The 21,490-nt window shown below is 72.3% G+C and carries 24 protein-coding genes; 15 read left to right on the top strand and 9 right to left on the bottom strand.

Annotated elements, in window-relative coordinates:
• Nucleotides 1-93: 93 nt before the first annotated feature.
• Genes ABJI51_RS05830 through ABJI51_RS05805 form a run of 6 tightly spaced genes read left to right on the top strand, consistent with a single transcriptional unit; the run spans nt 94 to nt 6,467 of the window.
• On the top strand, nt 94-816 hold the full coding sequence (locus ABJI51_RS05830) for a DUF2306 domain-containing protein (RefSeq protein ID WP_348948027.1): 723 nt from the start codon (nt 94-96) through the stop codon (nt 814-816).
• 46 nt (nt 817-862) lie between these two features.
• Nucleotides 863-1,771, top strand: coding sequence for a putative sugar O-methyltransferase (locus tag ABJI51_RS05825; RefSeq protein WP_348948025.1), 909 nt, complete (start codon nt 863-865; stop codon nt 1,769-1,771).
• A 29-nt stretch (nt 1,772-1,800) separates the two neighbouring features.
• Entirely contained in the window at nt 1,801-2,781 is a 981-nt protein-coding gene (locus tag ABJI51_RS05820) for an NAD-dependent epimerase/dehydratase family protein (protein ID WP_348948023.1), read from the top strand.
• 40 nt (nt 2,782-2,821) lie between these two features.
• Nucleotides 2,822-4,093, top strand: coding sequence for an acyl-CoA dehydrogenase family protein (locus tag ABJI51_RS05815; protein ID WP_348948021.1), 1,272 nt, complete (start codon nt 2,822-2,824; stop codon nt 4,091-4,093).
• Complete coding sequence (locus tag ABJI51_RS05810) at nt 4,090-5,412, top strand: MFS transporter (RefSeq protein ID WP_348948019.1); 1,323 nt, start codon at nt 4,090-4,092, stop codon at nt 5,410-5,412. The genes ABJI51_RS05815 and ABJI51_RS05810 overlap by 4 nt, the downstream gene beginning before the upstream one ends.
• An 11-nt stretch (nt 5,413-5,423) precedes the next feature.
• Nucleotides 5,424-6,467, top strand: a complete 1,044-nt coding sequence (locus ABJI51_RS05805) for an SAM-dependent methyltransferase (protein ID WP_348948017.1) — start codon at nt 5,424-5,426, stop codon at nt 6,465-6,467.
• Between the two features lie 363 nt (nt 6,468-6,830).
• Here ABJI51_RS05805 and rpmB read toward each other — a convergent pair whose 3' ends face one another.
• The 3 genes from rpmB to ABJI51_RS05790 all read right to left on the bottom strand — a co-directional run bounded on the left by rpmB (nt 6,831) and on the right by ABJI51_RS05790 (nt 8,442).
• Nucleotides 6,831-7,058, bottom strand: a complete 228-nt coding sequence (gene rpmB, locus ABJI51_RS05800; protein ID WP_348948016.1) for a 50S ribosomal protein L28 — start codon at nt 7,056-7,058, stop codon at nt 6,831-6,833.
• Nucleotides 7,059-7,203: 145 nt separating this feature from the next.
• On the bottom strand, nt 7,204-7,881 hold the full coding sequence (locus ABJI51_RS05795) for a uracil-DNA glycosylase (protein ID WP_348948015.1): 678 nt from the start codon (nt 7,879-7,881) through the stop codon (nt 7,204-7,206).
• Between the two features lie 30 nt (nt 7,882-7,911).
• Nucleotides 7,912-8,442: a gamma carbonic anhydrase family protein gene (locus ABJI51_RS05790; protein ID WP_348948013.1), complete on the bottom strand. Its 531-nt coding sequence runs from the start codon at nt 8,440-8,442 to the stop codon at nt 7,912-7,914.
• An 11-nt stretch (nt 8,443-8,453) separates the two neighbouring features.
• Here ABJI51_RS05790 and ABJI51_RS05785 point away from each other — a divergent pair, with 11 nt between their 5' ends.
• Nucleotides 8,454-9,677: a glycoside hydrolase family 27 protein gene (locus ABJI51_RS05785; protein WP_348948011.1), complete on the top strand. Its 1,224-nt coding sequence runs from the start codon at nt 8,454-8,456 to the stop codon at nt 9,675-9,677.
• Here ABJI51_RS05785 and ABJI51_RS05780 read toward each other — a convergent pair.
• On the bottom strand, nt 9,664-10,143 hold the full coding sequence (locus tag ABJI51_RS05780) for a GNAT family N-acetyltransferase (protein ID WP_348948010.1): 480 nt from the start codon (nt 10,141-10,143) through the stop codon (nt 9,664-9,666). The genes ABJI51_RS05785 and ABJI51_RS05780 overlap by 14 nt on opposite strands.
• Nucleotides 10,144-10,159: 16 nt before the next feature.
• Nucleotides 10,160-11,116, bottom strand: a complete 957-nt coding sequence (locus tag ABJI51_RS05775) for a thiamine-phosphate kinase (RefSeq protein WP_348948008.1) — start codon at nt 11,114-11,116, stop codon at nt 10,160-10,162.
• Between the two features lie 137 nt (nt 11,117-11,253).
• On the opposite strand from ABJI51_RS05775, the gene ABJI51_RS05770 reads away from it, so the two are divergent.
• Together ABJI51_RS05770 and ABJI51_RS05765 are read left to right on the top strand one after the other, a co-directional pair.
• A complete protein-coding gene (locus tag ABJI51_RS05770) occupies nt 11,254-11,487 on the top strand; it encodes an Lrp/AsnC family transcriptional regulator (protein ID WP_348948690.1) in 234 nt (77 codons plus the stop codon).
• A gap of 20 nt (nt 11,488-11,507) precedes the next feature.
• A complete protein-coding gene (locus ABJI51_RS05765) occupies nt 11,508-12,044 on the top strand; it encodes a DUF3515 domain-containing protein (protein ID WP_348948007.1) in 537 nt (178 codons plus the stop codon).
• On the opposite strand, the gene ABJI51_RS05760 is transcribed toward ABJI51_RS05765, so the two are convergent.
• Both ABJI51_RS05760 and pdxR read right to left on the bottom strand, forming a co-directional pair.
• Nucleotides 12,041-13,135, bottom strand: coding sequence for a D-alanine--D-alanine ligase family protein (locus tag ABJI51_RS05760; RefSeq protein WP_348948005.1), 1,095 nt, complete (start codon nt 13,133-13,135; stop codon nt 12,041-12,043). The two genes, ABJI51_RS05765 and ABJI51_RS05760, sit on opposite strands and share 4 nt — an antisense overlap.
• A gap of 141 nt (nt 13,136-13,276) precedes the next feature.
• Nucleotides 13,277-14,647, bottom strand: coding sequence for a MocR-like pyridoxine biosynthesis transcription factor PdxR (gene pdxR, locus ABJI51_RS05755; RefSeq protein ID WP_348948004.1), 1,371 nt, complete (start codon nt 14,645-14,647; stop codon nt 13,277-13,279).
• Nucleotides 14,648-14,728: 81 nt separating this feature from the next.
• Between pdxR and ABJI51_RS05750 the strand changes: the two genes are divergently transcribed.
• Complete coding sequence (locus tag ABJI51_RS05750; protein WP_348948002.1) at nt 14,729-15,373, top strand: pyridoxamine 5'-phosphate oxidase family protein; 645 nt, start codon at nt 14,729-14,731, stop codon at nt 15,371-15,373.
• Nucleotides 15,374-15,393: 20 nt separating this feature from the next.
• On the opposite strand, the gene ABJI51_RS05745 is transcribed toward ABJI51_RS05750, so the two are convergent.
• Both ABJI51_RS05745 and ABJI51_RS05740 read right to left on the bottom strand, forming a co-directional pair.
• Entirely contained in the window at nt 15,394-16,827 is a 1,434-nt protein-coding gene (locus ABJI51_RS05745) for a sensor histidine kinase (protein WP_348948000.1), read from the bottom strand.
• On the bottom strand, nt 16,824-17,534 hold the full coding sequence (locus ABJI51_RS05740) for a response regulator transcription factor (RefSeq protein WP_348947998.1): 711 nt from the start codon (nt 17,532-17,534) through the stop codon (nt 16,824-16,826). The genes ABJI51_RS05745 and ABJI51_RS05740 overlap by 4 nt, the downstream gene beginning before the upstream one ends.
• 147 nt (nt 17,535-17,681) lie before the next feature.
• On the opposite strand from ABJI51_RS05740, the gene ABJI51_RS05735 reads away from it, so the two are divergent.
• The 5 genes from ABJI51_RS05735 (at nt 17,682) to ABJI51_RS05715 (ending at nt 21,479) form a co-directional block, all read left to right on the top strand.
• On the top strand, nt 17,682-19,028 hold the full coding sequence (locus ABJI51_RS05735; protein WP_348948688.1) for a ferredoxin reductase family protein: 1,347 nt from the start codon (nt 17,682-17,684) through the stop codon (nt 19,026-19,028).
• Nucleotides 19,029-19,040: 12 nt separating this feature from the next.
• A complete protein-coding gene (locus ABJI51_RS05730) occupies nt 19,041-19,481 on the top strand; it encodes an FMN-binding protein (RefSeq protein ID WP_348947996.1) in 441 nt (146 codons plus the stop codon).
• Nucleotides 19,478-20,218 carry an FAD:protein FMN transferase gene (locus tag ABJI51_RS05725; RefSeq protein WP_348947994.1) on the top strand — a complete coding sequence of 247 codons (741 nt, stop codon included), beginning with the start codon at nt 19,478-19,480 and terminating at the stop codon, nt 20,216-20,218. Before ABJI51_RS05730 ends, ABJI51_RS05725 begins: the two co-directional genes overlap by 4 nt.
• A 62-nt stretch (nt 20,219-20,280) precedes the next feature.
• Nucleotides 20,281-20,661 (top strand): VOC family protein, encoded by a 381-nt coding sequence (locus tag ABJI51_RS05720; protein WP_348947993.1) that lies wholly within the window; start codon nt 20,281-20,283, stop codon nt 20,659-20,661.
• Nucleotides 20,658-21,479, top strand: coding sequence for a class I SAM-dependent methyltransferase (locus ABJI51_RS05715; RefSeq protein ID WP_348947991.1), 822 nt, complete (start codon nt 20,658-20,660; stop codon nt 21,477-21,479). The genes ABJI51_RS05720 and ABJI51_RS05715 overlap by 4 nt, the downstream gene beginning before the upstream one ends.
• Nucleotides 21,480-21,490: the final 11 nt, after the last annotated feature.

Here is a 21,490-nt window from a genome sequence, read left to right as displayed (position 1 = left end):
CTTTCGTCTCACCTCATGCGAGGAAAGTCCCTTTCAGCCCGCCCCCTCACGACCACCGAACGACTTCGACACAGCGCCTAGGGAGGAACGGTCATGACCCAGTCTCCGGAAAGCCCGTCCGCGGCGGGCCGCCCTGCCCGGCGGTGGTGGGCGCGGCCGTGGATCGTCCCGCTTGCCGTGCTGCTCGGGGCCTTCCTGCTGTGGAAGGTGCCCCCGTGGCTCGGCGGGGAGCGGGCCGCGCTGCCGCTGAACCCCGGCGTCCCACTGCACTATCCGCTGATGATCCTCCACATCGGATTCGGGACGATCGCGTTCGCCACCGTCTGTCTCCAGCTGTGGCCGTGGCTGCGTGCCCGGCATCCCGCGGTGCACCGGGTCAGCGGGCGGCTGTACGTCTTCGCGGGCATGCTGCCGACCGCCCTGCTGTCCGTCGGGCTCATCCTCGCCGGCCCGCTGACCGTGTTCGGCAAGATCGGCACCGCGGTCTGGGCGACGCTGTCGATCGTCACGACCGTGGTGGGGTTCGTCCGCGCGCGGCAGCGCCGGTTCGCTGACCACCGCCGCTGGATGCTGTACAGCTTCGCGCTGGTGACGAACGTGATCACCAGCCGGGCGCTGGCCTATCTCGTGCTGTACCTGCCCGGGATCGGCCCGGACATCATCGCCTTCACCCACTTCCAGGTCGAGGGCCCCTGGCTCAGCTGGATGGTCAACCTCGCGCTCGTGCACTGGTGGCTGCGCCGGACCGCCCGGCGCCGCCGCGCCGCCCGCGCCGGGTCCGGCCGTCCGCTGCCGGGCCACGCCCAGGTCGGCTGAGCCGCGCCCGACGACCCCGCTTCCCCGGACAGGACGAGGACATCGCATGACTGGCAAGTACGGCCGGAGCGCGCTCTGGGAGCACTACAGCAGGACGCACGTCACCGGCGAGACCACCCGCGAGCTGGCCGGGTTCAAGTCCGGTCCGCCCAATTTCAAGATGGCGCTGTGGGACCCGAAGCCGAACGGGGTGCGGTACCTCAAGACCCTGATCTACAACCTGGCCGAGCAGCTGAGCCCGGCGGCGAAGGACGCGCTGCGCCGGATCCGGCACCGCGAGGTCGGCGACCCGATCACCGTGCGCGTGGACGGCGAACCGGTCTGCCTCGACTACCTGCAGGCGGTGCTGGAACTGGAGTTCGTCAGCCGGCACGTCAAGCTGGACGGCGCGCGCGTCGTCGAGATCGGCGCCGGGTACGGCCGGACGTGTCACGCGTTCCTGTCGAACCACGATCTCGCGTCCTACCACCTCGTCGACCTGGACAACTCGCTGGCGCTGGCGGAGAAGTACCTGGGCACGGTGCTCACCGAGGAGCAGTTCGCCAAGGTCGGCTTCGTCCGCATCGACGAAGTCGAGGACTTCTTCGCCGATGGCCGGTTCGACCTCTGTATCAACATCGACTCGTTCGCCGAGATGGACGCCGCCACGGTCCTGGCCTACCTCGCCCTGGTCGACCGCACCTGCCGGTACTGCTACCTCAAGAACCCCGTCGGCAAGTACCTCGACAAGAGCCTGGACAGCCATTCGCAGGGTGCCGAGCTGGTCGAGCTGGCGCTGCGGACCGGGCTGGCGCGTGACGTGCTCGACATCCACGACAGCAGCGCGGTGGCCGAGCACGCCACCCGGTTCGTCGCGGCGTACCGGCCCGGGCCAGCGTGGACCGACGTGGACGGCAGCCGGGCGCTGCCGTGGAGCTACTACTGGCAGGTCCTCTACCGGCGCCTCCGGCCCTGACCCGTCCCCCAGCACGGAAGGAAGCAGCGATGTCGAGCCGGGAAACCGCCGGGCCACTGGTGACCGTCCTCGGATCCTCCGGCTTCGTCGGCTCCGCGATCGCGGCGGTGCTGGCGCGGCGCCCGATCCGGCTGCGGCTGGTCGCCCGCAGGCCGGCTCCGGTGCCCGCGCACGCCGTCGCGGACATCGAGGTCCGGACGGCCGATCTGACCACCCCGGACGGGCTGGCCGGCGCACTGGCCGGGGCGGACACCGTGATCCACCTCGTCAAGGACTCCGCGGGGTGGCGCGAGGCCCGCAGCGAGCGGGTGAACGTCGGCGTCATGCGTGCCCTGCTCGACCACTTCGGCACCCGCGCCGGGCCGCCCCCGGCGGTGGTCTTCGCGGGATCGTCGTCGCAGGTCGGCGTACCGTCCTCGGTGCCGGTCGACGGCAGCGAGCCCGACCGGCCGGACACGCCGTACGACCGGCAGAAGCAGGCGGCCGAGGAGCTGCTCGCGGCGGCCACCGCGGACGGCACGGTCCGCGGGGTCACCCTGCGGCTGGCGACGGTCTACGGTCACGTCTCCCCCGCCGGGCCGCCGGATCCCGGGGTGCTGAGCGCGATGGTGCGGCGGGCGATCGCGGGCGAACCGCTCACGATGTGGCACGACGGCACGGTCCGGCGCGACTTCGTCCACGTCCACGACGTGGCGGCGGCCTTCGCCGCGGCGATCGACCACGCGTCCGCGCTGGCAGGCAGGCACTGGCTCGTCGGCACCGGCCACGGGGAACGCCTGCGCGACGTCTTCGGCCGGATCGCCCGGCTGGTGTCCGAACGCACCGGGAAACCCGAGGTCGCGGTCCGCTCGGTGGCACCGCCGGACACCGCGACGCCGACCGACCTGTGCGACATGGTGGTCGACCCGTCGGCCTTCCGGGCGGTCACCGGCTGGCACCACCAGACGGCTCTGGCGGACGGGCTCGAGCGCACCGTCGCCGCGCTGACGAACGCGTCGGGCGGCCGCTGACCACCGGCGGGATCCCATTCGGTTTCGACAGGAAAGTGGAATGCCCATGCTGGAACAGAACGGATACCGGAATTCGGCGACGCAGCTGGGGGAACCGGTGACCGACGAGGGCCGCTGCCTCGTCGAGCTGATCGAGGCGCGCCTGCCCGAGGTGGCCGCCGGGGCGGCGGACAACGACCGCGACGCCCGGTTCCCCGTCGAGGTCTTCGAAGCCTTCGGCAAGGACGGGGTGCTGGGCGCGACCGTGCCGAAGGAGCTGGGCGGCCTCGGCGTCGACCGGCTCCACGACGTGGCACTCGGCCTGCGGAACCTCGCCAAGGTCGACGCCTCGACGGCGCTGGCGCTGCACGTCCAGTTCAGCCGCGGGCTGACCCTGACCTACGAATGGCAGCACGGCACGCCGCAGGCGCAGGCACTGGCCGAACGCCTGCTGCGGGGCATGGCGACCGGGGAGCGGCTGGTGTGCGGGGCGGTGAAGGACCACCACTCCGCCGTGACCACGCTCGCCCCGGACGGCAACGGCGGCTGGGTGCTGTCCGGGCGCAAGACCCTGGTGAGCATGGCGCCGATCGCCACCGACTTCGTGGTGTACGCGCAGTGGCGGGCGGAGCACGGGCCGGTCCTGCTGACCGCGCCGGTCGTCTCCCGCGAAGCGCCGGGTCTCGAGGTCCTCGACGACTGGGACGGGCTCGGCATGCGGGCCTCCGGGACGCTGGACGTCGTGTTCGACGACTGCCCGGTCGCCGCCGAAGACGTCCTCATGCGCGGGCCGCTCGACGCCGCCGACGACGCGGCGCTGGCCGGGCAGACCGTCAGCTCGATCACCATGCTGGGGATCTACGCCGGCATCGCCGAGGCCGCCCGCGACCTCGCCGTCCGGCACGGCGGCAAGCGCGCGACCGCCTCGTCGGCGGCCGTCCGCACGCTGGTGGCCGAGATCGACGCGCGGCTGTTCGCCCTGCGGGCGACCGCCGGCACCGCACTGGCCGAGGCCGACCTGCTGTCGACGGTGCTCTTCGGCGACCTGGCCGAGCGTGGCCGCCGGATGATGCGGGCGTTCCAGTACGCGAAGATGATCGTCAACGAGCTCGGGCTCAAGATCGTCAACGACTGCCTCACCGTGGTCGGCGGCTCGACCTACGTCAACGCCCATCCGCTGTCCCGGCTCTACCGCGACATCCGCGCCGGCTGGTTCATGCAGCCCTACACCTATCCCGACGGTGTCGACTTCCTCAGCGCGCAGGCGCTCGGCATCGCGCAGCACAACGACTACATGAAGGTCCGGGCGGCCCAGTCCCCGGCGCCGCGATGAAGGAGCCGCTGACGCCGGTGCTCCCGGACGTCCCGCCGGCGCGGGCCCGGATCGGCCGGACCGCCGTCCTGACGGTCGTCGTGCTGGTGCTCGCCTGGACGATCGACTTCGTCGACCGGTTCACCATCAGCATGGCGATGCCGTTCATCGGCGCGGAGTTCGGCATCGGCAAGACCGCGCAGGGCCTGCTGTTCACCACGTTCTCGCTGGTCTACCTCCTGTGCCAGCTGCCGGCAGGCTATCTCGCCGACCGGTTCGGGGCCCGGGGCATGCTGCTGGCGACGCTGCTGCTGTGGTCGGCCTTCACCGGGCTGACCGGCCTGGCAGGCAGCTTCGCCGGGCTGATCGTGGTCCGCGCGCTGTTCGGCGCCGCGCAGGGCTGCTTTCCCCCGGCTTCGTTCAAGGCGGTCGCCGAGCGGACCACCCCGCGGACGCGGGGCACGGTCACCGGGGTGGTGATGTCCGCGAGCGGGTTCGGGCCGGGCATCGCGCCGCTGATCGTCGCGCCGCTGATCGCCGCTGCCGGCTGGCGCAGCACCTTCCTCACCCTCGCCGCCGGCGGGGCGGCGATCGGCGTGCTGCTGTGGGCCCTGCTGCCGCGGCCGTTGCCGTCCCGGCTGACCGGGACCGCGGACCCGGCGGGGCGGACACCCCGCGCGTCCCGCCGGGACGTGCTGCGGTCGCGGCAGCTGTGGAAGTTCGCCGCGGTGTTCTGCTCGATGAACCTGCTCGTCTCCGGCCTGATCAGCTGGGTGCCCAGCTACCTGCTGGAGACCCGGCACCTGTCGATCACCGCGACCGGGGTGCTCGCCGCGATCCCCATGCTCGTCACGGTCGGGACCACCGTGCTCGGCGGCTGGCTGTTCGACCGCTTCTTCCACGACCGGATCCGGTGGTTCCTCGTCCCCGTCGTCGCGCTCACCGCGGTCTTCCTGGCGCTGATGCTCACCGCGTCCAGTGCGATCCAGTTCACCGTGTACGAAACCGTCGCGCTGGGGGTGGCGAGCCTCGGGTCGATGTGCCTGTTCGGGCTGCCGATGCGGGCCCTGCCGACCGAGCACGCGGGGATCGGGATGGGCATGCTGAACGCCGGGGGCCAGCTCGCGGCCGCCGTCTCCCCGCTGCTGATGGGTTTTCTGGTCGACCGGTTCTCCTACACGGCGGCCTTCGGGCTGCTGGTGGTCACGACCGCGGCAGGCGCGGTGGTCGCCTGCCGGCTGCCGCAGGGAACCGCCCAGTTCGGCTTCGGGGAAACCGCGCAGCCGCCGCCGGGCCGGGACACCGGGGCTCGGCCGGGCCGGGCGGGCGGCGACGGCTAGCATGCTTTTCCATGACCCACGACGGAGAGCCAGTGCTGTTCTCGACCTCTCCGGAATACTTCCCGGCCGCCAAGGCGGAACTGCTCGGCGCCTACGCCGAGCGCCAGGAGGGGCCGGTCCAGGTGGTCCGGCTCGGGCCGGACCTGGGCAGGCTGTCCGGCCCGGGAGTCCACATCGGACAGCTCGCCGGCATCTGCCGGGACCGGCCCGCCGCCTTCGTCAAGCACCTGACCGCCGAACGCGCGGACGTGCCGCTGTCCGACGCCCGTGACCTGGCCGCGGTGGCCGCGGCCGCCGGGCAGGTGGCGGCCACAGTGGACGGACCCGAGCTGGCGCTCCAGGCGTGGGTGAGCGGGCAGAACCCGCTGCCCTACGGCTCCGGCGAACTGGTCCGGAAGTGCGCGGAAACGCTGGCCGGACTGGGAAAGAAGACCGGGCACGCCGGGCTGCCGCAGACGTTGTCGCTCTGCATCACCAAGGACGGGGTGCTCATCGGCCTCGCCTCCGCCGCCGAGCAGCTGAGCGACTGGCCGGGCGGCCGGACCCGGCTGGCCCGCGGCGAGGACCAGATCTCGCGGGCGGAGTTCAAGCTGGAGGAGGCGTTCCAGACCTTCGGCATCCGGCCGCCGTCGTCCGGGACGGCACTCGACCTCGGCGCCAGCCCGGGCGGCTGGACCCATGTCCTCCGCCGCTACGGCGTCGAGGTGTGGGCGGTCGACCCCGGGGACATCGACGAGAAACTGCGCCGCGACCGTGGCGTGCGGCACGTCCGGAAGACCGCGGGAGCGTTCTTCCGGAACGAACAGCGCCGGTTCGACATGGTCGTCAACGACATGAAGATGGACCCGGAACTGTCGTGCAAGCTGATGCTGGACGCGGCCGAGCGGCTGCGGCCCGGCGCCTTGGCCGTCATGACGCTGAAGCTGTCGGCCCACCGCCCGGCGAAGACGGTCCGCGACTGCCTGGATCTGCTGCGCCGTCGCTACCGGGTGGTCACCGCCCGGCAGCTGCACCACAACCGGAACGAAGTGACCGTCATCGCCGAATGCCGGTGAACCGGGACAATTCTCCTGCGGACACCATTGCGGCCCGGCGCCGGTGATACCGGCCTGCCGGGCCGCAATTCTGCTCTACAGCAGAGAAATCGCCCCGGGGTATTCCGGGACGATTTCTCGAAAGATCTCCGGCGGGCTCGAGGGGTTCCCGGCCGACCACGGAGACCACCGGCCCCCGATCCGGCACGACCAGCCACACACCCACCGCCCGCGTCACTGCCCGGCCCGGCCGGCACGGCCCGCGACGCGATCCCGCGGTCCACTTCGGACACTTCACGGGTCGCCGGACGTGCTGCCTTCCCGCGGGCCACGTCACCCTGCCTGCGCACGCCGACCCCGGACGTGGACGCCCGGGAGCCTGGATCAGGCGGCCGACGGCTTCCGGGAAATCTTGCCCTTCTTCAGGCAGGAGGTGCAGACCTTCATGCGCAGCGAGGTGCCGTTGATGACGGCCTTGACCGCCTGGATGTTCGGGTAGAACATCCGGGCCGAACGGCCCTTGATCCGCCGCTTCTGGGCACGGACACCGAGACGCGCCACCTGCCTGCCGAAGGCAGGTTCCTTGCCGCATACGTCACAGCGTTTAGACATCGAGCTCTCCGTTTCAATACGCGTCCCAGGCGCAGATTGTCGCAGTCCTCGCGGAGGACGTCTCCGACGCCTGCCTGTAGTGTAGACTCCCGGAATCGCCAGTCGTGCGGCACCCCGTGGGAACCGGCGAGGGTGGAGCACGCGGTCAGGGCAGTTTCCAGTCCACCGGCGCCGCTCCCTGCTGCTCCAGGAGCTGGTTGGCCCGGCTGAACGGGCGTGACCCGAAGAAGCCGTTGTGCGCCGACAGCGGGCTCGGGTGGGCCGACTCGATGCACGGGACGTCACCCAGCAGCGGCCGCAGGTTGCGCGCGTTGCGGCCCCACAGGATCGCCACCATCGGCTCCGAACGGGCCGCGAGTGCCTTGATCGCCTGCTCGGTGACCTCTTCCCAGCCCTTGCCCTGGTGCGAGTTCGACTTCCCGGGCTGCACGGTCAGCGCCCTGTTGAGCAGCAGCACGCCCTGCTCGGCCCACGGCGTCAGGTCGCCGTTGGACGGCAGCGGGTGCCCGAGGTCGTCGCAGTACTCCTTGTAGATGTTGACCAGGCTCTTCGGGATCGGCCGGACGTCCGGCGCCACCGAGAAGCTCAGGCCGACCGCGTGCCCGGGCGTCGGGTACGGGTCCTGGCCGACGATCAGCACCCGCACCTGGTGGAACGGCTGCTTGAACGCGCGCAGGACGTGCTCACCGGCCGGCAGGTACGTCCGCCCCGCGGCGATCTCCGCGCGGAGGAACTCCCCCATCGCGGCCACCTGGTCGGCCACCGGTTCGAGGGCCTTCGCCCAGCCTGCCTCGACGATCTCGTGCAGCGGTCGTGCGGTCACGGCGGGCAAGCCTACCGGCCGTGGCCGACGTCACCCGAGCGGGTCGAGCCGCCGCAGCTCGGCGCGGAAGCGGCGCGCGCGTTCGACGTAGGAATCGACGACCTGGGCGATGTTTTCCGCGGTGAACGACGTGTTCTCCCGCGTCTTCCCCGGCACGCCGAGCGCGATCTCGCCGGTCCTGACGTGGGCGCCGTAGGAGAGCACCGCGCCCGCGCCGACCATGCCGCCGTCCTCGATCACCGAGCCGTTGAGCACCACCGAGCCGGACGCGATCAGGCAGCCGGTGCCGATCGTCGCGCCCTCGATGTGCACGGCGTGGCCGACCGCCGACGACGGCCCGAGGATCGTCGGGTGCCGCCGCGTGCAGTGCACGACGCAGCCGTCCTGGACGTTCGAACGCTCGCCGATCTCGATGTAACCGTGGTCGCCGCGCAGCACCGTCTGCGGCCACACCGACGCGTGCGCCCCGATCCGGACGTCACCGATCACCGTGGCGTCCGGGTGGACGTAGGCGTCGGGATGGATCGCCGGTTCGAGGGAACCGAGTGCGTAGATCGGCATGCCGCCTCCGGATGACCGCGGTTTCACGTGCCCTGCGATTGGATCACGGCATCGCCGCGAACCCGAAGACCACTCCGCTCGTGCTGCTCCTCGTCGTGCTGACGTGGCTGCTCGGCCTGCCGACGGCGAGCCCCGCGCTCGCGAACGGCCTGGCCGCGACCCCGCCGATGGGCTGGAACAGCTGGAATCAGGTCCGCTGCCACGACCTCACCGAGGACGTCGTGAAGCACGCGGCCGACACGCTCGCCGAGACCGGCCTGCGTGACGCGGGTTACCAGTACGTGGTCGTCGACGACTGCTGGCAGGCGCCTGCCCGCGCGGCCGACGGGTCCCTGCGTGCCGATCCGGCGCGGTTCCCGCACGGCATCGCCGACCTGGCGGACTACGTGCACTCGCGTGGCCTGCTGTTCGGCATCTACGCCGTGCCGGGCAGCCGGACGTGCGCGATGGCCAACGACGCCTACCCGGCGTCGGGCATCGGCTCGCTCGGCCACGAACGCCAGGACGCCGAGACGTTCGGCCGCTGGGGCGTCGACTACCTCAAGTACGACTGGTGCAACGCCGACACCGTCGACGGCCTCGACCGGAAGGCCGCGTTCGAGAAGATGCGCGACGAGCTGGCCGCGCTGCCCCGCCCGATCGTCTACGCGATCTCCGAGTACGGCGTCTCCAGCCCGTGGACCTGGGCGCGGCCGGTGGCGAACCTGTGGCGCACCACCTACGACCTGGTCCCGACCTGGGATTCGGTGCTGGCGACGATCGACCGCCAGGCGGAGGTGGCGGTCCACAGTGGCACGCCGGGCGGCTGGAACGACCCGGACATGCTGCAGGTCGGCAACGGCACGCTGACCGCCGACGAGTCCCGCGCGCACTTCAGCGTGTGGGCGGTGCTGAACGCGCCGCTGTTCGCGGGCACTGACCCGGCGAAGCTGAGCGAGGAGGACCTCGCGACGCTCTCGAACCCCGAAGTGATTGCGATCGACCAGGACTTCGCGGGCGGCCAGGGCCGGCGGCTCGCCGCGGGCCCTGGCTATCAGGTGTGGGGAAAACCCTTGTCCGGCGGCGGTTTCGCGGTGGTGCTGCTCAACACCGGCAGCACCACCGCGACCGTGTCCGCGTCGATCCCGGGGTCGTGGCACGTCCGGGACCTGTGGGCCCACCGGGACACCGGGACGGACGTCACGGCGACCCTGCGCCCGCACCAGGCGGCGCTGCTGAAGCTCACGCCGAGGTGAGCTCCTTGCCGTAGCAGCGGCTTTCGGGCTCGTTCTTGTAGACGCCGAACTTCGGGATCTCGACGTACCCGGAGGAGGTGTAGAGCGCGATGGCTTCCGGCTGCTTGGTCCCGGTCTCCAGGACGGCCCGCTTGCGCCCGCACAGCGCGGCCGTGCGCTCCAGCTCGAACAGGATCATCCGCGCGAACCCGCGCCCCCGCGCGGAGTCGGCGACGTACATGCGCTTGAACTCGGCGTCGCCTTCCCGGAAGTCCGGGGCGGGCCCGTCGTGGGCCCGCCAGGCTCCGGAGGCGACGGCCTCATCACCCTGGTAGCCGACCAGGAACAGGCCCTGCGGCGGCTCGAAGTCCGCCGGGCTCATCGGGGTGACATCCTCGCCGCCATAGCGCTCGACGTAAACCTGCTGCACCGCGGCCATGAGCTTCACCGCGTCGGGGTGGTCGTAGGGGACCGGAACGATTCTCACGCTTCCGCAGCCTAGATCAGCGCCAGTGGGTCCAGCCGCCTTCTCGGGTGAACGGCTTGCCGTCCACGGTGATCCCCGAGCCTGCCATCGTCACCACCCCGATCACCCGCCAGCCGTCGGGTGGCTCGGTGAACGGGGGGAACGTTGCCGCCAGTGCGTGGTCCTCGCCGCCGGTCAGGACCCAGTCCAGGGGGTCCGCGCCGAGTGCCGCGCCGACCTCGGTGAGGCGGGCCGGGATGTCGAGGTCGGCCGTGCGGACGTCGATGCCGACGCCGGATGCCTCGGCGATGTGGCCGAGGTCGGCGAGCAGGCCGTCGGAGATGTCGATCATCGCCGTCGCGCCGGCCAGCGCGGCCCGCGGGCCCGCCTCGTACGGCGGCTCGGGGCAGCGCTGGGCGTTGACCACCCCGACCGGCGAGCGGAACCCGCGCCCGAGCACGGCCAGGCCGGCCGCGGCCCAGCCGAGCCGCCCGTTGACCGCGACGACGTCGCCCGGCCGGGCACCCGAGCGCGTCACCGGCTCGCGGTCGCCGAGGTCGCCGAGGGCCGTGACGCTGATCACGAGCTGGTCGGCACGCACCATGTCGCCGCCGGAGACGCCGACGCCTGCGCGCTCGGCCTCGGCCCACATGCCGTCGGCGAGGCCCGTGACGACCTCGCGCGGCGTGTCGGCCGGGCAGGCCAGGCCGACCAGGACCGTGGTCGGGGTGGCGCCCATGGCGGCGATGTCGGCCAGGTTGACCGCGACGGCCTTGCGCCCGACGTGCTCGGGCGAGGACCAGTCGAGCCGGAAGTGCACGCCCTGGACGAGCACGTCGGTGCTGGCGACCACGCGGCCGTCGGGAGCGGCGACGACGGCGGCGTCGTCCCCCGGGCCGAGCAGCGTGCCCGGCGGCTGGCGCCGTCCTTCGGTGACGGCGCGGATGAGCGCGAACTCGCCGGTCTCGGCGACCGTTCCGTCGTTCGGTGACACCGGTCACCTCTGCTTTCTCTACCGGGACAAAGCTCGATCACCGATAGTCGGATGCCCTATGTTTTTCGGGGAGCTGGCGATACGTTGCTGATGACGTTCCTACCTTGAGCCGATCGATCCCGACGAAAGGGCACGCCGTGGTCCACGCATACATCCTCATCCAGACCGAGGTCGGCAAGGCGGCCGCGGTGGCTGCCGAGATCTCCAGCATCCCGGGTGTGACCAGCTCGGAGGATGTCACCGGACCGTACGACGTGATCGTCCGCGCGGAGGCCGACAACGTCGACCAGCTGGGCCAGCTCGTCGTCGCGAAGGTGCAGAACGTGGAGGGCATCACGCGGACGCTGACCTGCCCGGTCGTGCATCTCTGACCTCATGATGTAGTTGAGGGGTGCCTGATTCCGACACCGGTGCCCCGCCGAGGGTGGTTCTCGTCACGGCCGCGGCCCTGGCCGTCGCGCTGGCGGTCGCCGTCGGCGTGTTCGCGTGGGTGAAGGGGTCGGCCTCGCCCGGCGCGGGACCGCTGCCCCTGGTCCCGGTGCCCGCCCCCGCCGCGGCGTCCCCCGCGTGCGCGACGCTGCTGGACGCGGCCCCGGCCGAGCTGACCTCCAACGGCACCCGCCTGGCCCGCCGTGAGCTGGCCGCCCCGGCCCCGCCGTCGACGCTCGCCTGGGGCACGACCGACCCGCTGGTGCTGCGCTGCGGCCTGGACCGGCCCCCGGAGCTGACCCCGTCGGCGTCGCTGCGCCTGGTGAACGGGGTCCAGTGGCTGCAGGTCCCCGGCGAGGGCGCGTCGACGTGGTACGTCGTGGACCGCGAGGTCTACGCGGCGCTGACGGTCCCGGACACCGCCGGGACGGGCCCGCTCCAGGAGATCTCGGACACGGTGGCGGCCAAGCTGCCCGCCCGCCCGCTGCGGTTTTCCTAGCGGAGGCCGGTGCCGCGGGCGATGGCCGTCTCGATGAGCGTGGTCAGCAGGGTCGGGTAGTCCATGCCCGTCACTTCCCACATCTTCGGGTAGGCGGACTTCGTCGTGAACCCGGGCATCGTGTTGACCTCGTTGATGGTCAGCCTGCCGTCTTCGCCGACGAAGAAGTCGACCCGCGCGAGGCCCTGGCAGTCCAGGGCGCGGAACGCCTCGACGGCCATCCTGCGGAGCTTCTCGGTGAGGGCGTCGTCGAGCTTGGCCGGGATGTCCAGCTCGGCGTCGTCGCCGAGGTACTTGGTTTCGAAGTCGTACCAGGCGTCCTCGTCCTCGGACAGGACGCGGATCTCCGCCGGGAGGGACGCCTCGATCCGGCCGTCGGGGAACTCGAGGACCCCGCACTCGACCTCGCGGCCGGCGACGGCGGCCTCGACGAGCACCTTGGGGTCGGTCTGCCGCGCGAGCTCGATGGCCGCGTCCAGCTCACTCCAGTCCGCGACGCGGCTGATGCCGACCGACGAGCCTGCCCGCGACGGCTTGACGAACACCGGCAGCCCGAGCTTGTCCTTCTCCGCCTGGTCCAAAGTGGACTGATCACGCCGGAGCGCGACGTAGGTGCCGACCGGAAGTCCTTCGGCGGCAAGGAGTTTCTTCGCCGTCTCCTTGTCCATGGCGGCGGCGCTGGCCAGCACGCCGGGCCCGACGTACGGGATGCCGGCGAGTTCGAGCAGGCCCTGGATGGTGCCGTCCTCGCCGAAGGCGCCGTGCAGCACCGGGAAGACGACGTCGACGCGCGAGAGCATTTCGCTCTCCCGCCCGGGTTCGACGGCCACCAGCCCGCGGCTGGAGGGATCGCCGGCGAGCACGAGGCCCTGGCCGCCCTCGACCGACGGCAGTTCGCGGCCGCGGATGGCGAGCTGGGCGGAGTCGCCGGTGCCGAGCACCCAGCGGCCCTCGCGGGTGATCCCGACCGGGACCGCCTCGAACCGCTCCGGATCGAGATGTCCCAGGACACTGCCCGCGGACAGGCACGAGATGGTGTGCTCGCTGCTGCGCCCGCCGAACACGACCGCCACCCGGATCTTCTCGCTCATGGTCCGCAACCGTACCCGGTGACCTCGCGGAACAGCCCAGCCCGGTGCGGCGAGCGGCCGCCCCTCAGCGGCGAACGCAACCGGTGACGGGTGCGGCACGTCCGGTACATCGAGGGCATCCCCGACAACGGGGCAGCTCCCTCAAGACAGCAGCGACACCAATACCGGCAGAGCAGCGACGAGAGCCTCCCGCGAACACCCCGCGTACCCGATCGCGACCCCGTGCGCCGACGGCGTCCCGGCGAAGTGCCGCGCCAGCCCGTCGAGCCGGATTCCCCGCCGCTCGGCCGACGCAATCACCGAAGCCTCCACCGCGGCCGAGGAAAACGGCACCACCAGGTGCGCGCCCGCGTCGTCGCCCCGCACCGGAATTCCCGCGCCCGACAACGCTCCCGCCAGCAACGTCCGCCGCTCGGCCATCTCGCGGCGCAGCTTGCGCAGGTGCCGTCCCAGGTCGCCGTTGCGCGCGAACTCGTACAGCACGCGCTGTCCCGCCGGGGACGGCCGCGTGCCCGTCGAATCCCGGTACGCCAGCACCGCCGAGGTGATCGCCTCCGGCGCGACCATCCAGCCGGCGCCCAGCGTCGGCGTGAGGATCTTCGACGTCGTTCCCAGATGCGCCACGACGTCCGGGGCCAGCGACGCCAGCATCGGCAGCGGCGCGACGTCGAACCGCAGCTCGCCGTCGTAGTCGTCCTCGATCACCAGCATCGACGACGCCCGCGCCCGCTCCACCAGCGCGACCCGCCGGGCCGCGCTCAGCCTGCTGCCCATCGGGTACTGGTGCGCCGGGGAGCAGTACACCGCCCGCGCGCCCGGCGGGATCTCCTCCGGCCGCAGTCCCTCCTCGTCCACCGGCACGCCCACCACGCGCATCCCGGCCCGCCGGAACGCCTGGACCGCCCGCTGGTAGCCCGGTTCCTCGACGGCGACGACGTCGCCCCTCTCCAGCACCGCCGCGGCCAGCTCCACCACCGCCGCCGTCGTCCCGCCGGTGGCCAGCACCGAGCCCGCCGCCAGCCCGCGGTGACGCAGCAGGTGCTCCGACACCGCCGCGCGGTACTCCGGCAGCCCGGCGCGGTGCGCGCGGACCAGCGGGTCCGGGTCGGCTGCCGCCCGCCAGGCGCGGCGCCAGGCCGCGCGGTCCAGCCCGGCGGCCCACGGCGTGCCCGGCCCGAGGTCCAGCAGCGGCGGCGCTTCCGCCTCGAACGCCGGGACAGCGGGCGCCGGGACCTCCGAGGCCGACAGCGAAGGCGGCGTCGTCACGTACGTGCCGGAGCCGTTGCGCCCGGCGATCCAGCCTTCGGCGTGCAGCTGCTCGTAGGCCGCCGACGTCACCGTGCGGCTGACGCCGAGCCGTCCGGCCAGCGCCCGGGTCGAGGGCAGCCGGTCGCCGCCGCGCAGGTGCCCGGACGCCGCCGCTTCGCGCAGCGCGTCGGCGAGCTGGACCGCCAGCGGCGTCACCGCCGAGCGGTCGAGGCTGACCGGCAGCGCGGTGTCGGCGTGCGTCAACGGGACCTCCTCGAGTGGACTTCCCAAGTGTAGAAGAAGTGGCCGTTCTCCGAGGCCACTGCCGAGGGAGACGCTGGTCGCATGCTCTCCACGACGCCCCGCACCACGCTCGGCCGCAAGAAGCACCGCGCCGTCACCGACCGCTCCGCGCTGTACGAGGTCCTCGACGCGGGCCTGATCTGCCACCTCGGGGTCGTCCGCGACGGCGTCCCGCTGGTCCTGCCCACCGGCTACGGCCGCGACGGCGACACGCTCTACCTGCACGGCTCCACCGGCGCGGCCAGCCTCCGCGCGGCCGCACAGGGCGTCGAGGTGTGCGTCACCGTCACGCTCCTGGACGGCATCGTCTATTCGCGCTCGGTCAACAACCACTCGATGAACTACCGCAGCGCCGTCGTCTTCGGCACGGCGGCGCCGGTCGTCGAGCGCGAAGCCAAGCTGCACGGCCTGAAGGTGCTCACCGACCACCTCGCGCCGGGCTCGTGGGAGCACGCGCGCGAGGTCAACGCCAAGGAGTTCGCCGCGGTGAGCGTCCTGGCCCTCGACCTGGCCGAGGCGTCGGTGAAGATGCGTGCCGAAGGGCCCGACGACGAACCGGAGGACGTCGAGGCCGACGCCGCGTGGGCCGGGGTGCTGCCGGTCCGGACGGTCTTCGGCACGCCCGAGCCGTCCGCGGACCTCTCCCCCGACTGGACCACGCCACCGCACGTCACCGGTCGTGAGTGAGTAACAGTGTTAGAACACTGTTACTCACTCACGACCGGGGCGAGCGGCAACCTGACCGTGAAGGTCGTCCGGCCCGGCTCCGACTCCACGGCGACCGTGCCGCCGTGGGCCGTGACCAGGGACTGGACCACCGACAGGCCGAGCCCGGTGCCGCCGTTGCCGCGGGTGCGGGAGTCGTCGACGCGGAAGAAGCGGTCGAAGATCCGGTCCTGGTCGGCGGGCGCGATGCCCGGCCCGGTGTCGGTCACCCGTACCACCGCTTCGGACGCCGAAGCCGTCACCGAGACGTGCACCGCGGTCCCCGGCGGGGTGTGCACCGCGGCGTTGGCCAGGAGGTTGTCCAGGACCTGCCGAAGCCGCACCGGGTCGGCGTCGACGACCGCCGTCGCCAGCGACGTCGTCAGCGGGTGGTCGGGGCGGCCGGCGGCGAACGCGTCCGCCGCGTCGCCGGCCAGCTCGGCGAGGTCGACGCGCTCCGGGCGCAGCGGCGTCTCGGCGGCCCGCGCGTCGAGGCGGGCCAGCAGCAGGAGGTCGTCGACGAGCACCGTCATCCGCGCCGTCTCCTCGCGGATCTTCGCCAGGTGCGCCTCCCGCTCGGCGGGCTCGTTCGCCGCCGCGTAGCGGAACAGGTCGGCGTAGCCGCGGATCGACGTCAGCGGCGTCCGCAGCTCGTGGGAGGCGTCCGCGACGAACCGGCGCAGCCGCTCGTTCGCCTCGGTCTTCGCGGCCAGCGACGTGTCGATGTGCGCGAGCATCACGTTGAACGCCGTCCGCAGCTCCTCGACCTCGGCGCCGCCCCCGGTGCCCGCCGCGCGGACCGGCAGGGCGGGGTTGGCCGTGAGGTCGTGGGAGGCGATGTCGTGCGCGGTGCCCGCCATGTCGGCCAGCGGGCGCAGGCCGCGGCGCAGCACCAGCCGCCCGGCGACCACCAGCACGACGAGGGCGAAGGTGAACGCGCCCGCCTCGACCCAGATCAGCTGCTGCACGGTGCTGTCGAGGTCCTTCTGCGGCGCCGCGCTCACCAGCACCGAATCGGTGTCGACCGGGCACGCGCGCACCCGGTAGGGCTCGCCGTCGCGCAGGTACAGGGTGCGCGTGACGTCGCCGCCCAGCCCTTCCACGGCGAACTTCGCCAGCTGCTCGGCGTCGCTGGGCGGCTTGCCGCCCGAAACCGGCGTCGCGACCCCGTCCCGGACCGTGTACAGCGCCGAGTACCAGGAGTACACCGGCTCGGGCGGGCCGTGCGTCGCGCGCAGCAGCGGCACCTGGGTGTCCATGCTCTTGACCAGCTGCTCGTCGAGCCGCCGGTCCAGGTAGCCGTGCATGATCCCGGCCATCGTGACGCCGACGACGGCGAACACCACCAGCGCCAGCGCGCCGAGGCCGAGGATGATCCGGGTGCCCAGCCGCGTGCGCTGCCAGGCCCCGTACCACCGGCGGAGGAAGCGCTTCACCGCTGGACCTGGCGCACGACGTAGCCGACGCCGCGCACGGTGTGGATCAGCGGTTCGCCGTCACCCGCGTCGACCTTGCGCCGCAGGTGCGAAATGACCAGTTCGACCACATTGGACCGGCCGCCGAAGTCGTATTCCCAGACGTGGTCGAGGATCTGGGCCTTGGTGAGCACCGCGGGCGAGCGCCGCATGAGGTAGCGCAGCAGCTCGTACTCGGTCGGGGTCAGCTCGGCAAGGCGGTCGCCGCGGCGGACCTCGCGGGTGTCCTCGTCCAGCGTCAGGTCCCCGACGCGCAGCACGGCACCGCGCGCCGCCGCCTGGACGCCGCCGGTGCTGCGCCGCAGCACCGCACGCAGCCGCGCCATCAGCTCCTCGACCGAGAACGGCTTGACGAGGTAGTCGTCGCCGCCACGGGTGAGGCCGGCGACCCGGTCGGCCGTCGCGTCCTTCGCCGTGAGGAAGACCACGGGCACGGTGCTGCCGTTCCGGCGCAGGCGGTCGAGCACGGTGAAGCCGTCGAGGTCCGGCAGCATCAGGTCGAGCACGACGATGTCCGGCCCGAACTCGGCGGCCTGGCTCAGCGCCGCCTGGCCGGACCCGGCCGTGACCGCCTGCCAGCCCTCGTACCGGGCGACGGTGGCGACGAGGTCGGCGATGTGCGGCTCGTCGTCGACGACGAGCAGGCGCACGGGGTCGGAGGTCTGCACGCGTTCATCATCACCCGGCGCCGCCGCCGCGGGCGAGCCGCGGGGCGGTCCGACAGGAAGCCGACAGCCTGCACCCAGCCCCACCACAGGCTGCGTGGCGAGGCTGGCCTTCGTGAACCGAACCGAAGGAGGATCCGTGTGACCACCATGACGCAGACCGCCGAGGCCGCGCGCCCGGCGATCCGCCCCCGGATCGCCGCGAAATCCGGCCTCTTCCTCTTCCTGGGCGCCAACGTGGCCGCCGTCACCGTGCTGTTCGCCCAGGCCGGGGTGTCGCAGAACGTGCTGATCACCATCGGCAGGCTCGCCGGCATGTACGGCGCGCTGGCGATGGCGTTCCAGCTGCTGCTCGTGGCGCGGCTGCCGTGGCTGGACCGGCGGCTGGGCATGGACCGGCTCACCTCGTGGCACCGCTGGACCGGCTTCACGATCCTGTGGACCCTGCTGGCGCACCTGGTGTTCATCGCGTTCGGCTACGCCGAGGTTTCGGACAAGGGCGTCGCCGACGAGCTGGTCGAGATGGCGAACACCCTCGAAGGGATCCTGCGGGCGCTGGTCGCCTTCGCCCTGATCCTCGTCGTGGGCGCGGTTTCGGCGAAGTTCGCGCGCCGGCGGCTGGCGTACGAGACCTGGCACTTCATCCACCTCTACACCTACGCCGCGGTGCTGCTGGCCTTCACCCACCAGATCGCCCTCGGCCAGACGTTCGCCGGGTCGGAGACGGCGAAGGCGTACTGGTGGACGCTGTGGCTCGGTGCCGGCACCGCCGTCCTCGCCGGACGCGTCGTGCTGCCGCTGTGGCGGAACCTGCGCCACCAGCTGCGTGTCACGGCGGTGGTGCCCGAGTCCGCGGACGTCGTCTCGGTGTACATGACCGGCAAGCACCTGGACAAGCTGCCCGCCCGGGCGGGCCAGTTCTTCCTCTGGCGTTTCCTCACCAAGGACCGCTGGTGGCAGGCCAATCCGTTCTCCCTGTCGGCCGCGCCCGACGGCCGCACCCTGCGGCTGACCGCGAAGGCGCTCGGCGAGTCCAGCGCTTCGCTGCGGCACCTGCGGGTCGGGACGCGGGTGTTCGCCGAAGGCCCGTACGGCGCCTTCACGACGATCCACCAGCAGCGGCCCAACGCGCTGCTCGTGGCGGGCGGTGTCGGGATCACGCCGATCCGCGCGCTGCTGGAGGACATCGACGGCCACGTCGTCGTGCTGTACCGGGTGCGCTCCCAGTCCGACGCGGTGCTGCTGCCGGAAATCGACGAGCTGGCCAGGGCACGCGGCGCCGTCGTCAGTGTCCTCACCGGACCGGACCAGGCGGTCGGCCCGCGCGGCGCGGTGCTCGGGCCGGCGAACCTGCACATGATGGTGCCGGACGTGCACGAGCGGGACGTGTTCGTCTGCGGCCCGCCGGGGATGACCGCGGCCGTGCTGCGCAGCCTGCGCGAGCTGAAGGTGCCCGCCGCCCAGGTCCACGCCGAACGTTTCAGCCTTGCGGCCTAGGGGGAATCCGTCGTGAAGAAGACCATTTTCGTCGTCGCGCTGTCCATCGCCGGGTTCATCGCGGTCTGGCGGTTCGAGCCGGGGCCGGTGCACAACACCGCCGCCGTCGCCCAGGCACCGTCGAGCACCAGCGCACCGTCCACATCGGCCACCTCGACTGCACCGTCCACTTCGGCCAGTCCCGATGCGACAGTCACGACGCAGGGCACCGCCGAGTCCGGCCGGTACGGCACCGTGCAGGTCCAGGTGACCTTCACCGGCTCCCGGATCAGCGTGATCACGCTGCTGCAGGCGCCCGACGACGGCCGCGCACTGACCGCGCTGCCGCGGCTGCAGGAGGAGGCGATGCAGGCCCAGAGCGCCGACATCGACACGGTCACCGGCGCCACCGAGACCAGCGAGTCGTACAAGACCTCGCTGCAGGCCGCGATCGACGCGAAGGGGAACCGATGACGACCCGCGTGGAACAGGTGATGGGGCTGCCGATCTCGCTCGACCTGCGCGACGAAGGAGACTTCGCCGAGGTCGTCGACGACGTCTTCGCGTGGTTCCGCGACGTCGACGCGAGGTTCAGCCCGTTCAAGGACGACAGCGAGGTCAGCCGGTACGACCGCGGCGAGCTGGCGCCGGAGGAGCTGAGCGACGACCTCATCGAGGTCCTGGAGCTCTGCGCGTACTACGAGCAGCTGTCCGGCGGCGCGTTCCGCGCGCGGCTGCCCGGCCGCGGCCTGGACCCGTGCGCCGTCGTCAAGGGCTGGGCGGTGCAGCGCGCGGCCGACATGCTGAAAGCCGAGGGCGCGACGACGTTCTGCCTCAACGCCGGCGGCGACGTCGTCACCGCCGGCGAGCCGGAACCCGGGCGCCCGTGGCGGGTCGGCGTGCGCCACCCCGAGCAGCCCCTCGCGGTGTGCGCGGTACTGGAGTCGCGCAACGGCGCGATCGCGACGTCGGCGGCGTACGAGCGGGGCTCGCACATCCTCGACGGCCGGTCCGGCACGCCGGCGACCGGGCTGATGAGCGTCACGGTCGTGGCAGGCGACCTGGTCACCGCGGACGCGCTGGCCACCGCGGCGTTCGCGATGGGCCCCGAGGGCATCACCTGGGCGGCCGACCGGCCCGGCTGCGAGATCCTCATCGTCGACGACCGCCGCCGCGTGCACCGCACCGCGGGCCTGGCGCTGGCGTCGTAAATCGGTTCGCACCCGCGCCGGAGGTCGGCCAGACTCGGGCATACCCGACTTCGAGGAGTGCCATGCCGTCGTCCGTGCTCAACGTCTCCGTCGACTGTGCCGACCCGTACCGGCTGTGCCAGTTCTGGAGCGCGGTCACCGGGCAGCCGATCCCGCCGGAGGACCAGCCCGGCGACGACGAGGTCGGCTTCGACCTCGGCAACGGGACGAACCTGCTCTTCCTGCGCGTGCCGGAGCCGAAGACGGTGAAGAACCGGCTCCACCTGTGCCTGCAGCCGGACATCCCGCGTGACGAGGAGGTCGAGCGGCTGCTCGGGCTGGGCGCGACGCTGGTGAACGACCTGCGCAAGCCCGACGGCACCGGCTGGGCCGTGCTCGCCGACCCCGAAGGCAACGAGTTCTGCGTGCTGCGCAGCGCGGCCGAACGAGCGGCGACGTCGTGACGGACTCGTTCGCCGTCAACCGGGCGAACTGGGACGACCGCGCGGTGCTGCACGCGGCGTCGCCGGACTACGGCTTCGCCCGGTTCGAGGCGGACCCGGCGTACCTGAGCGACGTCGTGCGGTTCGACCGGCCGCGGCTGGGCGACATCGCCGGGCTGCGCGCGGTGCACCTGCAGTGCCACCTCGGCACGGACACGGTTTCGCTGTCCCGGCTGGGCGCCGACCTGACGGGGCTCGATTTTTCGGGTGCGGCGCTGGCCGAAGCGCAGCGGCTCGCCGCGGCGGCGGGCGCGTCGATCGGCTTCCACGAGGCCAACGTGTACGACGCCGTCGAGGTGCTCGGCGCGGAGCGGTTCGACCTGGTCTACACCGGGATCGGCGCGCTGTGCTGGCTGCCGTCGGTGGCGCGCTGGGCCGCCGTGGTCGCCGGGCTGCTGCGCCCCGGCGGGCGGCTGTTCATCCGCGAAGGCCATCCGATGCTGTGGTCTTTGGACGAGAACGATCCACCGTCGCCGCGGTATCCGTACTTCGAGCACGCCGAGCCACTGGTCTTCGACGACCCCGAGACCTACGTCGCCGTCGACCGGCCGGTCGAGCACAGCGTCACCCACTCGTGGAACCACTCGCTGGGCGAGATCATCACGGCACTGCAGGAGAACGGCCTGGCACTGACCGCGTTCACCGAGCACGACAGCGTGCCGTGGAACGCGCTGCCCGGCCAGATGACCCTCGACGAAGCCACGGGCGAGTGGCGGCTGACGGACACGCCGTCGCGGCTGGCGGCGAGCTACACGCTCCAGGCGGTCAAGAGCGGCTGAATAGGGTGGCC

Source organism: Amycolatopsis melonis, from assembly GCF_040064235.1.
Classification (GTDB): Bacteria; Actinomycetota; Actinomycetes; order Mycobacteriales; family Pseudonocardiaceae; genus Amycolatopsis; species Amycolatopsis melonis.
This window is presented reverse-complemented; position numbering and strand designations above follow the sequence as displayed.

What these genes read in the sequence shown, in the direction of transcription:
- ABJI51_RS05750 (WP_348948002.1), top strand. Translation starts at nt 14,729, where the DNA reads ATGCTCTCCACGACGCCCCGCACCACGCTCGGCCGCAAGAAGCACCGC.
- ABJI51_RS05720 (WP_348947993.1), top strand. Translation starts at nt 20,281, where the DNA reads ATGCCGTCGTCCGTGCTCAACGTCTCCGTCGACTGTGCCGACCCGTAC.
- ABJI51_RS05725 (WP_348947994.1), top strand. Translation starts at nt 19,478, where the DNA reads ATGACGACCCGCGTGGAACAGGTGATGGGGCTGCCGATCTCGCTCGAC.
- ABJI51_RS05810 (WP_348948019.1), top strand. Translation starts at nt 4,090, where the DNA reads ATGAAGGAGCCGCTGACGCCGGTGCTCCCGGACGTCCCGCCGGCGCGG.
- ABJI51_RS05820 (WP_348948023.1), top strand. Translation starts at nt 1,801, where the DNA reads ATGTCGAGCCGGGAAACCGCCGGGCCACTGGTGACCGTCCTCGGATCC.
- ABJI51_RS05805 (WP_348948017.1), top strand. Translation starts at nt 5,424, where the DNA reads ATGACCCACGACGGAGAGCCAGTGCTGTTCTCGACCTCTCCGGAATAC.
- ABJI51_RS05735 (WP_348948688.1), top strand. Translation starts at nt 17,682, where the DNA reads ATGACGCAGACCGCCGAGGCCGCGCGCCCGGCGATCCGCCCCCGGATC.
- ABJI51_RS05830 (WP_348948027.1), top strand. Translation starts at nt 94, where the DNA reads ATGACCCAGTCTCCGGAAAGCCCGTCCGCGGCGGGCCGCCCTGCCCGG.
- ABJI51_RS05790 (WP_348948013.1), bottom strand. Translation starts at nt 8,442, where the DNA reads ATGCCGATCTACGCACTCGGTTCCCTCGAACCGGCGATCCATCCCGAC.
- rpmB (WP_348948016.1), bottom strand. Translation starts at nt 7,058, where the DNA reads ATGTCTAAACGCTGTGACGTATGCGGCAAGGAACCTGCCTTCGGCAGG.
- ABJI51_RS05760 (WP_348948005.1), bottom strand. Translation starts at nt 13,135, where the DNA reads ATGAGCGAGAAGATCCGGGTGGCGGTCGTGTTCGGCGGGCGCAGCAGC.
- ABJI51_RS05815 (WP_348948021.1), top strand. Translation starts at nt 2,822, where the DNA reads ATGCCCATGCTGGAACAGAACGGATACCGGAATTCGGCGACGCAGCTG.
- ABJI51_RS05825 (WP_348948025.1), top strand. Translation starts at nt 863, where the DNA reads ATGACTGGCAAGTACGGCCGGAGCGCGCTCTGGGAGCACTACAGCAGG.
- ABJI51_RS05785 (WP_348948011.1), top strand. Translation starts at nt 8,454, where the DNA reads ATGACCGCGGTTTCACGTGCCCTGCGATTGGATCACGGCATCGCCGCG.